The sequence below is a fragment of the Burkholderia sp. Bp8986 genome (assembly GCF_003854225.1).
Classification (GTDB): Bacteria; Pseudomonadota; Gammaproteobacteria; order Burkholderiales; family Burkholderiaceae; genus Burkholderia.
The window spans coordinates 15,152-31,353 of sequence record NZ_QTQM01000002.1 but is presented as its reverse complement, the minus strand read 5'-3'; the positions used below and the strand labels follow the sequence as shown (position 1 = coordinate 31,353).

General features: G+C 69.3%; 12 protein-coding genes. 6 read left to right on the top strand and 6 right to left on the bottom strand.

What is annotated here, in order from left to right:
* Positions 1 to 220 precede the first annotated feature (220 nt).
* On the top strand, positions 221 to 1,219 hold the full coding sequence (locus DID99_RS02045) for a spore coat U domain-containing protein (RefSeq protein ID WP_124665999.1): 999 nt from the start codon (positions 221 to 223) through the stop codon (positions 1,217 to 1,219).
* 6 nt (positions 1,220 to 1,225) lie between these two features.
* Here DID99_RS02045 and DID99_RS02040 read toward each other — a convergent pair whose 3' ends face one another.
* On the bottom strand, positions 1,226 to 2,035 hold the full coding sequence (locus tag DID99_RS02040) for a helix-turn-helix transcriptional regulator (RefSeq protein ID WP_044847729.1): 810 nt from the start codon (positions 2,033 to 2,035) through the stop codon (positions 1,226 to 1,228).
* A gap of 162 nt (positions 2,036 to 2,197) precedes the next feature.
* Here DID99_RS02040 and DID99_RS02035 point away from each other — a divergent pair, with 162 nt between their 5' ends.
* Positions 2,198 to 2,950, top strand: a complete 753-nt coding sequence (locus tag DID99_RS02035) for a class I SAM-dependent methyltransferase (RefSeq protein WP_124571277.1) — start codon at positions 2,198 to 2,200, stop codon at positions 2,948 to 2,950.
* Positions 2,951 to 3,097: 147 nt separating this feature from the next.
* On the opposite strand, the gene ppc is transcribed toward DID99_RS02035, so the two are convergent.
* The gene (gene ppc / locus DID99_RS02030; RefSeq protein ID WP_124571278.1) at positions 3,098 to 6,103 is read right to left on the bottom strand and encodes a phosphoenolpyruvate carboxylase; all 3,006 of its coding nucleotides are present in this window, start codon (positions 6,101 to 6,103) and stop codon (positions 3,098 to 3,100) included.
* Positions 6,104 to 6,320: 217 nt separating this feature from the next.
* On the opposite strand from ppc, the gene hemC reads away from it, so the two are divergent.
* Genes hemC through DID99_RS02015 form a run of 3 tightly spaced genes read left to right on the top strand, consistent with a single transcriptional unit; the run spans position 6,321 to position 10,467 of the window.
* The gene (gene hemC, locus DID99_RS02025; protein ID WP_044847732.1) at positions 6,321 to 7,307 is read left to right on the top strand and encodes a hydroxymethylbilane synthase; all 987 of its coding nucleotides are present in this window, start codon (positions 6,321 to 6,323) and stop codon (positions 7,305 to 7,307) included.
* Positions 7,307 to 9,277, top strand: coding sequence for a fused uroporphyrinogen-III synthase HemD/membrane protein HemX (hemDX, locus tag DID99_RS02020; protein ID WP_124665998.1), 1,971 nt, complete (start codon positions 7,307 to 7,309; stop codon positions 9,275 to 9,277). The genes hemC and hemDX overlap by 1 nt, the downstream gene beginning before the upstream one ends.
* Positions 9,278 to 9,279: 2 nt before the next feature.
* Positions 9,280 to 10,467, top strand: coding sequence for a heme biosynthesis protein HemY (locus DID99_RS02015; RefSeq protein ID WP_124488443.1), 1,188 nt, complete (start codon positions 9,280 to 9,282; stop codon positions 10,465 to 10,467).
* Positions 10,468 to 10,631: 164 nt separating this feature from the next.
* Here DID99_RS02015 and DID99_RS02010 read toward each other — a convergent pair whose 3' ends face one another.
* From DID99_RS02010 to DID99_RS02000, 3 genes are all read right to left on the bottom strand, one after another.
* Entirely contained in the window at positions 10,632 to 11,936 is a 1,305-nt protein-coding gene (locus DID99_RS02010) for an MFS transporter (RefSeq protein WP_124488442.1), read from the bottom strand.
* A gap of 134 nt (positions 11,937 to 12,070) precedes the next feature.
* Entirely contained in the window at positions 12,071 to 12,829 is a 759-nt protein-coding gene (locus DID99_RS02005; RefSeq protein WP_044847736.1) for an SDR family oxidoreductase, read from the bottom strand.
* Positions 12,830 to 12,905: 76 nt separating this feature from the next.
* On the bottom strand, positions 12,906 to 14,345 hold the full coding sequence (locus DID99_RS02000; RefSeq protein WP_124665997.1) for an aldehyde dehydrogenase family protein: 1,440 nt from the start codon (positions 14,343 to 14,345) through the stop codon (positions 12,906 to 12,908).
* Positions 14,346 to 14,667: 322 nt separating this feature from the next.
* Here DID99_RS02000 and ppa point away from each other — a divergent pair, with 322 nt between their 5' ends.
* Entirely contained in the window at positions 14,668 to 15,195 is a 528-nt protein-coding gene (ppa, locus tag DID99_RS01995) for an inorganic diphosphatase (RefSeq protein ID WP_011885693.1), read from the top strand.
* Positions 15,196 to 15,251: 56 nt separating this feature from the next.
* Here the strand turns inward: ppa and DID99_RS01990 are convergent, their stop codons facing one another.
* A complete protein-coding gene (locus DID99_RS01990; protein ID WP_124665996.1) occupies positions 15,252 to 16,163 on the bottom strand; it encodes a GIY-YIG nuclease family protein in 912 nt (303 codons plus the stop codon).
* Between the last annotated feature and the right edge of the window lie 39 nt (positions 16,164 to 16,202).

Here is a 16,202-nt window from a genome sequence, read left to right as displayed (position 1 = left end):
CCGCTCTGTCGTTGGTGGAAGACTACTCCACGGACTCGGTCGCGCGCATTGGAGAAAACGCCGATCCGGAGCGCATTGTCCGGGTTCCTCGCCGAATGCCATCGGCGGTTTTGACATGGATCAAGCAACAATGCGAATGATCGCTGCTCGGACGGATACCATGGGGGCGCAGCCCGGGCTGGAAGCCGGGTCGAACGGACGGGCCTTTTCGGGGGAATGCATGGCGGATCACGGATTCGACACGGCGCGCCGCTGGATGCGCGCGCTATCGTGCCTGTTGCTGGCCGCGCTGCTCGGCATGCCGTGGCTGCCGGCTCGCGCGGACACGTGTTCGGTGACGCCGCCGGTGCCGAGCTTCGGCTCGGTCAGCCCGATTACGCAGCAGGCCTATACGACCAACAGCACGATGACCGTGAGCTGCACGTGGGACGCGCTGAGCGTGAACCCCGGCGTGCTCGTTTGCGTGAACCTCGGCGGCACGAGCCCGCGCTACCTGAGCAACGGGGCGAACCAGATGCAGTACGACCTGTATCAGGACTCGGGTTACGCGCAGCCCTGGGGCGCCGTCAGCACCGGCACGACGCCGATATCCGTCTCGTTGACGAAGCCGCTGCTCGGCACGTCCGCGAGTACGAACGTGACGATCTACGGCCGCATTGCGTCGAACCAGCCCACCGTGCCGACCGTGAACAATGCCAGCACGGTCTATTCGCAGACTTTCAGCGGCAACCAGGCCGCTTATAGCTACAGTTTTTCGCTGCTCGGCGTCGTGTCGCCGACGCCGTGCGCGTCGCAATCGACGGCCGGCACGATGACCGTTACGGCCACGGCCACCGTCATCAACAACTGCATCATCAGCGCGACCGGCGTTGCGTTTCCGGCGTCGGGCGTGCTGGCGTCGGCGCTGACCGCGAGCGGCTCGATCAGTGCGCGGTGCACGAACGGCGATGCATTCCAGATCGCGTTGAACGGCGGCGCCAGCGGCAGTGTCGCCGCTCGGACGATGCAGCGCACGGGCGGCGGCTCGGTCGCCTATCAGCTCTATCAGGACAGCGGCCACACGCAGCCGTGGGGCGACGGCACCGGCGGCACGACGATGGCGACCGGAACCGGCAGCGGATTCGCGCAGGCGATCGCGATATACGGCCGCGTACCTGCACAGGCGACACCGGCACCCGGCAACTACAGCGACACCATCACCGCGACGATCAGCTTCTGAGCCGCGTCAATCGCGCACGAGCACGACCAGCTTCAGGTCCTCGCGGTGCGCGGGTTTCAGCGTGATCTGCTGGTACACGAGGCGGCCGTCGGCCGGATGGTCGAATTCGCGCAGGCCGCCTTCGCGCTCGAACACGTCCTGCGACGCCCAGTACTGCGCGAAGGCATCGCTGCCGGCCATCAGCGCGTCGATCAGCGCGCGGGTCGGCGCGTCGGCGAGGTGGCGGATCGAGTCGGCGCGGAATTCGGCCGCGAGCCGGCGCGCGCGGGTTTCCCAGTCGACGATCAGCGTGCGCGCGGCCGGCGCCATGAACGTGAAGCGCAGCAGGTTGCGGTCGTGCTCGTCGTCGAGCCAGCCCGTGAACAGCGCGGCGGCCGGCGCGTTCCATGCGAGCGCGTTCCATTGCCGGTCGAGCACGTACGCCGGCGTGGCGATCGCGGCGACGGTGGCGGCGAGCGTCGGCGGCAAGTCGCCGGCCGCGACGTCGGGCTCGGCCGGATCGCGCTGTGCGGCCAGTTCGAACAGGTACGCGCGTTCGGCTTTCGACAACTGCAGTGCGACGGCGATCCGCGCGAGCGCGTCGGCCGACGCCGACACCGGGCGGCCCTGCTCGATCCACGTGTACCAGGTCGGGCTGACGCCGCACAGCTGCGCGACTTCCTCGCGCCGCAGCCCCGGCGTGCGGCGGCGCGGGCCGGGCGGCAGGCCGACGGCCTGCGGCGACAGCCGCTCGCGGTGTGCGCGGATGAATTCGCCGAGCGCGCGGGCGGGCGTCGCATCGAGGGGCGGGGTGGGGGCGGACGACGGCTGGTTCATGCGGAAACGGCTGAAAAGGGGCGCTGAGTGCGCGGCAAGGATCAGGCAGGTGTAACAAATACCAGAATAACTGCTTAACTTGTACTGGTACAAGCGCGGCCCTATTGTAGCGATTCGCGCGCTGACAGGCAGCGCGCGCCCCACCCAAGGAAGGAGCGAACGATGAAACACCACGACCAGGTCGCCGACGCATTCGGCACGACGGCCGCCGCCTACCTGACGAGCACGGTCCACGCGACGGGTGCCGATCTGCAGGCGCTGGCCGACGCCGTGCGCGCGACGCCCGAAGCGGCGGTGCTCGATCTCGGCTGCGGCGCCGGCCACGCGAGCTTCGCGGTTGCTCCGCACGTGCGCGACGTGGTCGCGTACGATCTCGCCGCGCCGATGCTCGCGACCGTCGATGCCGCCGCGCGCGCGCGCGGGCTCGCGAACATCCGCACGCAGCAGGGCCCGGCCGAGCAACTGCCGTTCGACGGGCGCACCTTCGACTGGGTGGTCAGCCGGATGAGCGCGCACCACTGGCACGACGTGCGCGCGGCGCTTGCCGAGGTGCGCCGCGTGCTGAAGCCCGGCGGCCGCGTGCTGATGATCGACATCGCGGGCAACGACCATCCGCTGCTCGACACGTATCTGCAGGCCGCGGAAGTACTGCGCGATGCGTCGCACGTGCGCGACTACCGTGCCGACGAATGGCTCGCGATGTTCCGCGGCGCCGGGTTCGACGCGCACGTGCAGAGCCGCTGGCGCCTGCCGATCGAATTCGCTACGTGGGTCGAGCGGATCCGCACGCCGGCCGACAGCGTCGCGGGCATTCGTGCGCTGTGGGCGCATGCGCCCGACGAGGTGCACGGCTACTACGCGGTGCAGCCTGACGGCTCGTTCGAGCACGACGCGTTGCTGATCGACGCGCAATGAGCGCGAGGGACGGCACGGCGGCCGGTGCCGTCGCGCCGTTCGATGAAAAAAGCCGCGATACGCGTGGTCGCGTATCGCGGCTTTCGTTTTGCGGCTTTCGTTTCGCGATGACGGCGCGGCGCGGGGCAGGCCCGCACCGTGCTCGGATCAGCCCGTGTTGCGCAGGCCGGCCGCGATCCCGTTGATGGTCAGGTGAATCCCGCGGCGCAGCCGCGCGTTCGAGTCGCCCGCGCGGTGACGCTTGATCAGCTCGACCTGCAGGTGGTTCAGCGGATCGAGATACGGGAAGCGGTTCTTGATCGAGCGCGCGAGCAGCGGGTTGGTCGCGAGGCGGCCTTCGTGCCCGGTGATTTCCGCGAGCGCCTGCGACGTGCGCTCCCATTCCGCGACGATCCGCTCGAACACGTGCTTGCGCAGCTTGCGGTCGGCGACCAGCTGCGCGTAGCGCGACGCGACCGCGAGATCGGTCTTCGCGAGCACCATGTCCATGTTCGACAGCAGGTTCGCGAAGAACGGCCAGGTCTTGTTCATCTTCCTGAGCAGCGCGACGCGCTTCGTGCGCTCGGCCGCGTCCTGCGCGCCGTCGAGATACGCGCTCACCGCGCTGCCGAAGCCGTACCAGCCCGTCAGCAGCAGCCGGCACTGGCCCCACGAGAAGCCCCACGGGATCGCGCGGAGATCCTCGATCCTGCGGTTCTTCGGATCCTGCAGCTTGCGCGAGGCCGGGCGGCTGCCGATGTTCAGCTCGGCGATCTCGGTGATCGGCGTCGACGAGAAGAAGTAGTCGGTGAAGCCGGGCGTTTCATAGACGAGCGCGCGATACGACGCCATCGCGGCGTCGGACAGCGTCTGCATCGCGGCTTCGAACGCGGGCAGTTGCGCGGGCGCGTTCGATTGCGGCAGCAGCGACGCCTCGAGCGTCGCGGCGACCACCGTCTCGAGGTTGCGCCGGCCGATCTCGGGATTCGCGAACTTGCTCGCGATCACCTCGCCCTGTTCGGTCAGGCGGATCTGGCCGTTCACGGTGCCCGGCGGCTGCGACAGGATCGCCTGGTAGGTCGGGCCGCCCCCGCGGCCGACCGTGCCGCCGCGGCCGTGGAACAGGCGCAGCGTGATCTTGCGTTCGCGGAACAGGTCGACGAGCGCGAGTTCCGCGCGATACAGCTCCCAGTTCGACGTGAGGAAGCCGCCGTCCTTGTTGCTGTCCGAGTAGCCGAGCATCACTTCCTGTTCGGCGCCCTGGTGCGCGATCAGCGCGTCGATGCCCGGCAGTGCGAAGTATTCGCGCATGATGCGCGCGGCGTCGCGCAGGTCGGGAATCGTCTCGAACAGCGGAATCACCATCAGGCCGTTCTTCGCATGGTGGCCGAGCGTGCCTTCGAGCAGGCCCGTTTCCTTCTGCAGCAGCAGCACCTCGACGAGGTCGCTGACGGTTTCCGTGTGCGAGATGATGTAGTTGCGCACCGCACGCGCGCCGAATTGCGCGCGTACCTCGCGGGCTTTCTCGAACACGCCGAGCTCGCTCTGCGCGAGCGCCGAGTATTCGAGGTACTGCGAGCGCAGCGGGCGGGGATCGGCAAGCGCGGCCAGCAGCACGCGCAGCTTGTCTTCCTCGGCGAGCGCCGCGTAGTCGGCTTCGACGCCGGCGCGCGCGAACAGCTCGGCGACCACGGCTTCGTGGATGTCGGAGCTCTGGCGCAGGTCGATGCTCGCGAGATGGAAGCCGAACACTTCGGCCGCGCGCACGAGCGGCGTAAGGCGCGGTGCGGCGAGCGACGCGCCGTGATGTTCGTCGAGCGAGGCGGTCAGCACCTTCAGGTCGGCGACGAAGGCTTCGGAATCGGCGTACGGCACCGCGCGCACCGGCGGCGCGCCGCGGCCGGCGCTGCGTACCGGCACCGTGCCTTCGCCGAGCCGCACGCGCGCGCTTGCGGCGAGCCGCGTGTAGATGCCGATCAGCGCACGGCGATACGGTTCGTCGACGCGATGCGGCGACTGGTCGGGCGACGCGGCCGCGAGCGCCTTCACCGCGTCGTTCGCGCCGACCAGCAGGTTCGATACCGACAGCTCGGCGCCGAGCTTGTGCACCTGTTCCAGATAGTGTTCGAGGATCACCGCGGATTGGCGGTTGATCGCTTCTTCGAGGGTCGGGGCGGTCACGTTCGGGTTGCCGTCGCGATCGCCGCCGATCCAGCTGCCCATCTGGAAGAACGCCGGTACACGCGCGGACAGGCCGTGCTCGGCGAGCGCGGCCTCGATGTCGCCGTACAGCGCGGGCAGTTCGTCGAGGAACGTCGCGCGGTAGTACGACAGCGCGTTCTCGATCTCGTCGCCGACCGTCAGGCGCGCGTCGCGCAGCATGCGGGTCTGCCACAGCGCGGTCACGCGCGCGCGCAGCATCGATTCGTTGTACTGGCGCTCGCGCGCGGTCAGCTCCTGGTCGCGCTCGGCGAGCAGGCGCGCGATGTCGTGCTGCGCGTCGAGGATGCTCTTGCGCTGCACTTCGGTCGGGTGCGCGGTCAGCACCGGCACGATCAGCGCATCGTCGAAGAAGCGCTGCAGCAGGCGCTTCGACGCGTTGCCGGTCGTCTTCAGCTGCTCGAGCGCGTATGCGACGGTGCCGGGCTGCGGCGCGGAGCCGGCCAGCGCGTGGATGCGGCGGCGGCGGTTGTGGTGGCGGTCTTCCGCGATGTTCGCGAGGTGCGAGAAATAGCTGAACGCGCGCACGACGCTCACCGTCTGCTCAGGCGTCAGCTTGCGCAGCTTCTTCTCCAGCGTTTGCGCGGCCTCGCTGTCGTCCTCGCGGCGAAACTTCACCGCCGTCTGGCGAATGGTCTCGACGACGTCGAACACGGTGTCGCCTTCCTGTTCACGCACCACGTCGCCGAGCAGGCGGCCGAGGTAGCGGATGTCCTCGAACAGCGGACCGTCCTTGTCCTCGCGCGTGCGGGCGCCGGGCTTCGCCGCGCCGGCCTTGCGGGCGGCCGGGGCGGCGGATTTGATCGCGCGTTTTGTCTGACGTATCGGGTCTTTCGGTTTCGTTGCCGTTTTCGCACGGCCGTTCGCGGCGGTGGCGATGGTGCCCGTCGGGGCATCGGAGGAGGGCAGGGCAGCATTGCGGCGCGCCGTACGCGCCGATCCGGAAGACTTCACGATGGGTTTCCTTGGGAAAGCTCGAGTCAAAAGGGACTGCGGGGACTGCGGAAACTACGGGAACTGCGGTCAAGCAACCAGCTACGTGCGGCACATCCGCGCATCGGTGTCGCCGCCTGCGCCGAAGCGCGGCGGGCGCAGGCTCCGGGCCCGGGCGGGCCGGGGCGTGCGTGCTACCATTGTTCGATCTTCAATCCCGTCCTTCGATGTTCCAGCAATGAATTCCGAGACTCTTGCGGCACAAGCTCCCGCGACGCTGACGATCGCTTCGCGCGAGAGCCGCCTGGCGATGTGGCAAGCCGAACATGTGCGTGATGCGCTGCGCAAATTATATCCAGCTTGTGACGTGAAAATCCTCGGGATGACGACCCGTGGCGATCAGATTCTCGATCGCACGCTGTCGAAGGTCGGCGGCAAGGGCCTGTTCGTGAAGGAGCTGGAGAATGCGCTCGCCGACGGCCGTGCCGACCTCGCCGTGCATTCGCTGAAGGACGTGCCGATGGCGCTGCCCGACGGTTTCGCGCTGACCGCGATCATGGAGCGCGAGGATCCGCGCGACGCGTTCGTGTCGAACGACTACGCGTCGCTCGACGCGCTGCCGGCCGGCGCCGTCGTCGGCACGTCGAGCCTGCGCCGCGAGGCGATGCTGCGCGCGCGCTATCCGCACCTCGACGTGCTGCCGCTGCGCGGCAACCTCGACACGCGCCTGTCGAAGCTCGATCGCGGCGATTACGCGGCGATCATCCTCGCGGCCGCGGGCCTGAAGCGTCTCGGCCTCGAAGCGCGGATCCGCGCGCTGATCGACGTCGAGGACAGCCCGCCGGCCGCCGGCCAGGGCGCGCTCGGCATCGAAATCGCCGCGCACCGCACGGACGTCGCCGGATGGCTCGCGCCGCTGCACGACCCGCAGACCGCGCTCGCGGTCGAGGCCGAGCGGATGGTGTCGCGCGCGCTCGGCGGCAGCTGCGAGGTGCCGCTTGCCGCGCACGCGGTGTGGCGCGCGGGCGAGCTGTACCTGACGGGCCGCGTGTCGACGACCGACGGCCGGCGCGTGCTGACCGCCGAGGAGTGCGGCGCGGTGATGACCGTCGCCGATGCGCTCGCGCTCGGCCGCGCGGTGTCCGACGAGCTCGAGGCGCAGGGTGCGCTCGACATCGTCAACGCACTGCTCGCAGGCTCGCAGGCCGGCAAGGGCGACGCCTGATGGCAGGCGGCGCGCGTGCGTTCACCGCCGTCCTGACGCGCCCCGACGGCCAGTCGGCCGCGCTGGCGGCCCAACTGGCCGAGGCCGGCTGCGACGTGCTCGAATTCCCGCTGATCGACATCGCGCCGGTCGACGATCCGGCGCCGCTCGATGCCGCGTTCGCGGCGCTCGCGGACTACGCGCTCGTGATCTTCGTGTCGCCGAACGCGATCGACCGCGCACTCGCGCAGTACGGCGCGATCTGGCCGAATGCACTGCCGGTCGGCGTCGTCGGGCCCGGCAGCGTCGCGGCGCTCGAGCGCCACGGCATCGCGGCGCCCGCGCATCGCGTGATCGCGCCGCAGGCGCCCGCCGACGGCGGCGTCCCGCATTACGATTCGGAAAACCTGTTCGCGAGCATCGAGGCCGCGTTCGGCGGCGCACAGGCGCTGGCGGGCAAGCGCGTGCTGATCGTGCGCGGCGACGGCGGGCGCGAATGGCTCGCCGAGCGGCTGCGCGAAGCCGGCGCGGACGTCACGCTGGTGGCCGCGTACCGGCGCGTCGTGCCCGAGCCGCGCGTCGGCGCGTGGGAGCGCGTGCATGCGCTGCTCGCCGGCGCGCCGCACGCGTGGCTCGTCACGAGCTCGGAGGGCGTGCGCAACCTGCACGAACTCGCGCGCACGCACCTGAACGACGCCGAGATCGAGGCGCTGAAGCACGCGCCGCTCGTGACGCCGCACCCGCGCATCGAGCAGACCGCGCGCGCACTGGGTTTTGATAGGATTACGCTGACCGGCGCGGGCGATGAGCGCATCGTCCGCGCGTTTCGAACGATGGCCGACGAGGCCGTCCAACCGGCGACAGCCGCACCGGTGACTAAACGCATGACAGATACCAACGATTCCAAAAGCGTCGCTTCCCAGCCGGCCGCTGCTTCCGCACCGCCGTCCCGTCCCGCCTATATGGCGTCCGAACCGCCTGCGCGCCGCGGCGGCAGCGCGGTGCTGTGGTTCGTCGTCGTCGTGCTCGGCTGCGCGGCGGGCGCCGGCGGCTATGCGCTGAACCGCAAGGTCGACCGGCTCGACGATTCGTTCGTCGCACGCCAGAAGGCGCTCGATGCGCAGACGGCCGAGATCCGCATGAAGACCGAGCAGGCGCTCGCGGGCACGCACCAGGTCGACACGCAGCTCGCGCAGCTCGACGGCAAGCTCGCCGACGCGCAGAGCGCGCAGCAGGCGCTGCAGCAGCAATACCAGGACCTGTCGCGCAACCGCGACGCGTGGATGCTCGAGGAAGTCGATCAGATGCTGTCGAGCGCGAGCCAGCAACTGCAGCTCACCGGCAACACGCAGCTCGCGCTGATCGCGCTGCAGAATGCCGACGCGCGACTCGCGACGTCGCAGAGCGCGCAGGCCGTCACGGTGCGCAAGGCGCTCGCGCAGGACATCGAGAAGCTGAAGGCCGCGCCGTCGGCCGACCTCACGGGCCTCGCGATCAAGCTCGACGACGCGATCGCGAAGATCGACGCGCTGCCGCTGTCGGGCGAGGCGATGGTTCCGCACGCGGCACCGAAGGCCGCGCCGGCCGAGGCCGCGTCGCCGGTGGCAGCCGACACGCCGCGCTGGAAGGTGTGGTGGCATGACTTCTCGGCCGGCCTCGGCGAGCAGCTGAAGGGCCTCGTGCAGGTGCGCCGGATCGACAATGCCGACGCGATGCTCGCGTCGCCCGACCAGGGCTACTTCGTGCGCGAGAACGTGAAGCTGCGCCTGCTCACGGCGCGCCTGTCGCTGCTCGCGCGCAACGACGGCGCGATGAAGGCCGACCTGCACGCCGCGCAGGCGTCGCTCGGCAAGTATTTCGACCAGGCATCGAAGGACACGCAGACCGTCGTGGATCTGCTCAAGCAGGTCGACGGTGCATCGCTGACGGTTGCGGTGCCGAACCTGAACACGAGCCTGAACGCCGTTCAGCAGTTCAAGAGCCGGGGGTAACGATGACGCTTCGAGGAATCGTCTGGCTCGCGATCCTGTTCGCGATCGCCGCGGCACTTGCCACCGTCGGCCATTTCGACGCGGGGCAGGTGCTGCTCGTCTATCCGCCGTACCGGGTCGACGTGTCGCTGAACCTGTTCGTGATCTCCATCGTCGTGCTGTTCATCGTCGTGTACGCGCTGCTGCGCATCGTGCGCAACATCTGGCGCATGCCGCAGCGGGTCGCCGCGTATCGTGCGCGTTCGCGCAACGAGAAGGCACAGGCGTCGCTGCGCGACGCGATCGCGAACCTGTATGCGGGCCGCTTCTCGCGCGCCGAGAAGGCCGCGCGCGACGCGCTCGCGGTCGATGCGAACCAGGGCGCCGCGAGTCTCGTCGGGGCCACCGCCGCGCACCGGATGCACGAGTACACGCGCCGCGACGACTGGCTGTCGAAGGTCGACGCGCCGGAATGGCAGGACGCACGGCTGCTCGCCGCGGCCGACATGCGCGCGGATGCGCGCGATGCCGACGGCGCGCTCGCCGCGCTGGCCGACCTGCAGGCGGGCGGCAAGCGCATCCATGCGCAGCAGGTCGCGCTGCGCGCGCAGCAGCAGTTGAAGAACTGGGCCGAGGTGCTGAAGCTCGCAAAGGCGCTCGAGAAACGCGAGGCGCTGCATCCGGCCGCGGCCGTGCGGCTGCGCCAGCAGGCGGCGGAGAACCTGCTGCGCGAACGCCGGCACGACCCGGACGCACTGCTCGAGGTGTGGCAGTCGCTGTCGCCGCTCGAACGCCAATCGCCGCGCCTGGCCGATCTCGCGGCCGAGCTGCTGGTGACGCTCGAGCGCCGCACCGAAGCGCGCCGCATCGTCGAGGACGCGCTCGCGCACAACTGGGATGCGCGCCTGCTGCGCCGCTATCCGGACACGGCCGGCGGCGATGCGCTGCCGCTGATCCAGAAGGCCGAAGGCTGGAGGAAGGATCACCCGGACGATGCCGACCTGCTGTTCGCGCTCGGCCGTCTCTGCCAGCAGCAGCAGCTCTGGGGCAAGGCGCAGTCGTTCCTCGAAGCCGCGCTGAAGCAGGCCGACAACGAGGCGCTGAAGGTGCGTGCGCACCGTGCGCTCGCACGCCTGTTCGAGCACCTCGGCGAAACCGACAAGGCGGCGAAGCACTACCGCGAAAGCGCGCTCGCGATCACCGTGGTCTGACGCGGCGCGCTCGCCCGCCGCGCGTAAAAAAGCCCCGAACGCCGGATGGCCTTCGGGGCTTCTCTTATGCGCTCTCGCCTCGCCGGACTGGACGCTACGCGCGGAGCCGGCGCGGCAAGTCGTCTTCGCCCGCGACGAACCGCATCGCGGCGCGCCGCGTCACGTCACTTGTCGACGAGCCGCTTCGGCACCGACAGCGCGAGCAGCCCGCCAAGCACGAGGAACCCGGCGAGCATGTACATGCCCGCGTCGTTGGCGCCCGTCGCCTGCTTGAGCCAGCCCATCATGTACGGGCTCAGGAAGCCCGCGAGGTTGCCGATCGAGTTGATCATCGCGATGCCCGCCGCGGCCGCCGCGCCGCCGAGGAACGCGGTCGGCAGGCTCCAGAACAGCGGCAGCGTCGTCAGGATGCCCATCGTCGCGAGCGTGAGGCCGAGCATCGCGAGCGCCGTCTGGTGCGCCCAGATCACCGACAGCACGAGCCCGAGCGCGCCGAACGCGGCCGGAATCGCCAGGTGCCAGCGTCGTTCGCGGCGCTTGTCAGCGCTGCGCGCGATCAGGATCATCGCGACCACCGCCGCCGCATACGGAACCGCCGACAGCAGCCCGATCATGAACGTGTCGGTCACGCCGGTCGCCTTGATGATCGTCGGCAGCCAGAAGCCGACGCCGTACAGCCCCATCACGAACGAGAAGTAGATGAGCGCCATCAGCCACACGCGCGGGCTCGCCATCACCGCGCCGAGCGGCAGGTCTTCCTTGGTCGCTTCCTCCGCGTCGACGTTGCGCGTGAGCAGCGCCTTTTCGTCGTCGGTGAGCCATTTGGCCTTCGCGATCCGGTCGTCGAGCGCGAAGAACACCAGCACGCCGGCCAGCACCGACGGGATCCCTTCGAGCAGGAACAGCCATTGCCAGCCGTGCCAGCCGCTCACGCCGTTGAACGCCTTCAGGATGAAGCCGGAGATCGGTCCGCCGATCACCCCGGACAAGGCGACTGCCGTCATGAAGAACGTCGTCATCCGGCCGCGCCGGTGCGCGGGATACCAGTAGGTGAGGTACAGGATCACGCCGGGGAAGAAGCCGGCCTCGGCGACGCCGAGCAGGAAGCGCATCACGTAGAACATCGCGGGCGTCGTGACGAACATCGTCAGGATCGAGATCACGCCCCACGTCGCCATGATGCGCGCGATCCAGACGCGTGCGCCGACCTTGTGCAGGATGATGTTGCTCGGCACTTCGAACAGGAAGTAGCCGAAGAAGAAGATCCCGGCGCCGAGCCCGTAGACGGTATCGCTGAGATTCAGGTCGCTCGCCATCTGCAGCTTCGCGAAGCCGACGTTCACGCGGTCGAGATACGCGACCACGTAGCACAGCAGCAGGAGCGGCGTGAGCCGCCAGGACACCTTGCGGTAGGTTGCTTCCTCGAATGCGCCGGACGAGCCCGGCAGCGACTGCGTCGATGTTGCCATGTTGTCTCCTGTCCTTTCTTGTGGTGGCCGGAGCCGGCGCGGCGGCGCCCGATCCGGTGTCGTGCGAAGCAATGACGATGCGTGGATGCGGCGCCGGCCGGCGCTGCCGGCGCGGCGCCATCACGGCCGTGCGGCTAGATGCAGCGCCCGCCGTCGACTTCGAGACAGACGCCGGTGATGAACTCGGCTTCGTCGGATGCGAGGTACAGGGCCGCGTTCGCGATGTCCTGCGGCGTCGAGAAGCGGCCGAGCGGAATCGTCGCGAGGAACCGGCGACGATTCTCCGGCGTGTCCTCGCAGCCCATGAACTCGGTCATCAGGCCCGTCTCGCCGAGCACCGGGTTGATGCAGTTCACGCGGATCCGGTCGGCGCCGAGCTCGGCCGCGAGCGACTTGCTCGCGGTGATCATCGCGCCCTTCGTGCTGTTGTACCAGACGAGGCCCGGGCGCGGCCGCACGCCGGCCGTCGACGCGACGTTCACGAACACGCCGCCGCCCTGCGTGCGGAAATACGGAACGAAGGTCTGCACGCTCCAGAACAGGCTCTTCATGTTGACGGCGTACACGCGGTCGAACTCGGCTTCCGTCACGTCGAGCACCGGCTTGTTGCGATGGGTGGTGCCGGCGTTGTTCACGACGATCTGCACCGAATGGAAATCGTCGAGCGCGGCTTGCAGCAGCGCGCGCCAGTCGGCGTCCTTCGACACGTCGCCCGCGACCGCGATCGCCTTGCCGCCCGCCAGCGCGATCTCGCTCGCGACGCGCTCGGCCGCCGCACCGTTCAGGTCGTTGACGACGACGTTCGCGCCTTCGCGCGCATAGGTCTTCGCGATGCCTTCGCCGAAGCCCGAACCGCCGCCCGTGACGAGGGCCGTCTTGCCGCTCAACCGCATGGTGTGTCTCCTGTGCTGGATGCGTGCTGGGTGCTGCGGGACACGGCCGGTCCGTTGCCGGCCGCGTTCGTCTGGTTCAGCCGTGCCGGATCGCGATCGTCTTCAGCGTCGTGAAACCGTACAGCGCCTCGAAGCCTTTCTCGCGGCCATGGCCCGAGTGGCCGACGCCGCCGAACGGCAACTCGACGCCGCCGCCCGCGCCGTAGTTGTTGATGAACACCTGGCCGGCACGCAGGCGGCGCGCGAGACGCAGCTGGCGTGCACCGTCGCGGGTCCAGATGCCCGCGACGAGGCCGTACGGCGTGCCGTTCGCGAGCGCGACCGCTTCGTCTTCGTCGACGAAGCGCATCGCGGCGAGCACCGGGCCGAACACTTCCTCCTGCGCGAGCCGGTGCGACGCCGGCACGTCGCGCAGCAGCGCGGGCGCCTGGTAGAAGCCGCTTTCGGGCGCGTCGGCGACGACCTGGCCGTGCCCGGCCATCGGAATGCCGTCGTGCTGCGCGTCGGACAGGAAGTCCCACACGCGCTGCTGCTGTTTCGCGTTGATCAGCGGGCCACAGTCGAGATCCGCGCGGCTCGGGCCGACCCGCAGCCCGTTGAACGCGGTGGCGAGCCGTTCGACGAGCGGCTCGTAGACCGCTCGCTCGATCAGCACGCGGCTGCCGGCCGAGCAGGTCTGCCCGCCGTTCTGCACGATCGCCGACACGAGCACGGGCAGCGCCGCGTCGAGATCGGCGTCGGCGAACACGATCTGCGGCGACTTGCCGCCGAGCTCGAGCGTGACGGGCACGTGGTTTTCGGCGGCCATCTGCGTGACCAGCTTGCCGGTCGCGGGCGAGCCGGTGAACGAGATGTGATCGATGCCGGGATGGCGCGCGAGTGCCGCGCCCGCTTCATGGCCGTAGCCGGTGACCACGTTCAGCGCACCGGCCGGCAGCCCGGCTTCGGCGGCGAGTTCGGCCACGCGCAGCACCGACAGGCACGCATCCTCGGCCGGTTTCACGACGCATGCGTTGCCGGCCGCGAGCGCCGCGCCGACGCTGCGCCCGAAGATCTGCATCGGGTAGTTCCACGGCACGATGTGGCCGGTGACGCCGTGCGCCTCGCGCACCGTCAGTACCGTGTAGCCGGCCTGATAGGGGAGGGTTTCGCCGTGCAGCTTGTCGGCGGCGCCCGCGTAGAACTCGAAGTAGCGGGCGAGCGCGGCGGCGTCGGCACGCGCCTGCTTCAGCGGCTTGCCGGTGTCGCGTGCCTCGATCGCGGCCAGTTCCTCGAGATGGTCGGCGACGCGCGCGGACAGCCGCATCAGCACGCGGCCGCGCTCGGCGGCGCTGGCCGCGCCCCACGGGCCCGCGAACGCGTCGCGGGCGGCGGCGACCGCACGTTCGATGTCGGGCGCCGTGCCGCGCGCGATCGTCGCGAACGGCTGGCCGTCGGACGGGTCGACGACCGGAATCGTCTCCAGTTGCGCGGGCAACGTCCATTCGCCTGCGATGAAGTGCTTCGCTTCTTCCATGCGTGCTCCTGTCGACCCGAGTTGGCGCTTTAGCGCCTACTCGGGTCCCATGCTTCGCGGTCGACCCGGGTTGGCGTTTTAGCGCCTACTCGGGTCCCATGCTTCGCGGTCGACCCGAGTTGGCGCTTCAACGCTCACTCGGCTTCCATGCAACATCACCCGGGGTTCGATGGCCGGACATCCGGAACGATTATCGCGCCGATCGTCATCCGGACGCCACCGGTCGATTGGCTATAATGGCGCATTCCCTGCGGGGACGCCCGCGGCGGTGCAACGGCCGCGGCGCCCCTGTCCCGAATTCCATCGACCAACAGAGAGCGCTATGAGCTTCAATCATGTTCCGGCCGGCAAGGACCTGCCGCACGATTTCAACGTGATCATCGAGATCCCCGCGCAAAGCGATCCGGTGAAGTACGAGGCGGACAAGGAGCTGGGTCTCCTCGTCGTCGACCGCTTCATCGGTACCGGCATGCGCTATCCGGTGAACTACGGCTACATCCCGCAGACGCTGTCGGGCGACGGCGATCCGGTCGACGTGCTGGTGATCACGCCGTTCCCGCTGCTGGCCGGCTCGATCGTGCGTTCGCGCGTGCTCGGCATGCTGCAGATGACCGACGAGTCGGGCGTCGACGCGAAGCTGGTTGCGGTGCCGCACGACAAGGTCTGCCCGATGACGGCGAACCTGAAGTCGATCGACGACGTGCCCGAGTACCTGAAGGACCAGATCAAGCACTTCTTCGAGCAATACAAGGCGCTCGAGAAGGGCAAGTGGGTGAAGGTCGAAGGCTGGGCCGGCATCGACGCCGCGCACAAGGAAATCGCCGACGGCGCCGCGAACTACAAGAAGTAAGCCGGCTGGCCGGCCTCGCGGCCGGTTCGTTCGGAACGCAAACCGCGCGTGTCTCCTCAGGAGGCCGCGCGGTTTTGTTTTGTGCGCGGTTTGGCGCCGGTGGTGGTGTTCTTTCGCGTGCGGGCGGGCGCGGGCTGGGAGCCGGCGTTCGGCGAGGTTTTCGTACGCTTCGCTCGCGTTGAGTCGGTTGAGCGAATTGCGCCCGTTGCGCCGCGCTCGGTGGTGGCCGGAGCAGCGGCTTCGACGGCTTCGGTTCTGGCCTTTCCGGCCGCCGACGTACCGCGGCGCCCCGGCGATGTCGAAGCGCTGCCGGCGCGTGCCTTCGCGACGGACTTGCCGCCGGCCGCCGGCGCTTTCCGTTTCGGCGTCGAGTTGACGGCAGGCTCGTCCTGCTTTGCCGCCGTGCTGCGCGACGCGGCCTTTTTTGCTTCGGCGGCGTCGCCGTTCGTCGCACGCTTGCTGGCTGGAGCTGCCTTCGTCTTCGCACGGGCCTGAGCGCTTTGCCCGGACTTCGAGGTCTTGCCGGACCGGGGTGCTTTCCCGTCACTACCGGCCTTCGCGGCTTTCTTCACGGGTTGTTCCGTTTCGGCCGCCTGCATCGTGATTTCGGCGGGCTGCGGCGCCTTCTTCACTTTCTTCCGCCGCCGCGTGCCGGCCTTCAAACCGTCCGCATCGACTTCCCCGTCGATCGTCACCACAGCCGGCAGCACCGATTCCAGCGTCCGCAATCCTGCCGCCAGTTCGCGCTTCTGCGCGGCGGTCAGCCGCTTCACCCAGTACTCGGCGCGCGACGCGATCGAGCGGTCGGGCAGCGGGAACGACGCGAGCACCGCGCGCGGCTTGCGCGAGCGCGTATAGCGCGCGCCCTTGCCGGATGCGTGCTCGTCGAAGCGCGCAGCGACGTCGGTCGTGATGCCGGTGTAGACGCTGTCGTCGGCACACTCGATCAGATACAGAAACCAGGACATGGGCAGGCGGCGGGATGCGAAGCCGTCAGTGTCTCAGAA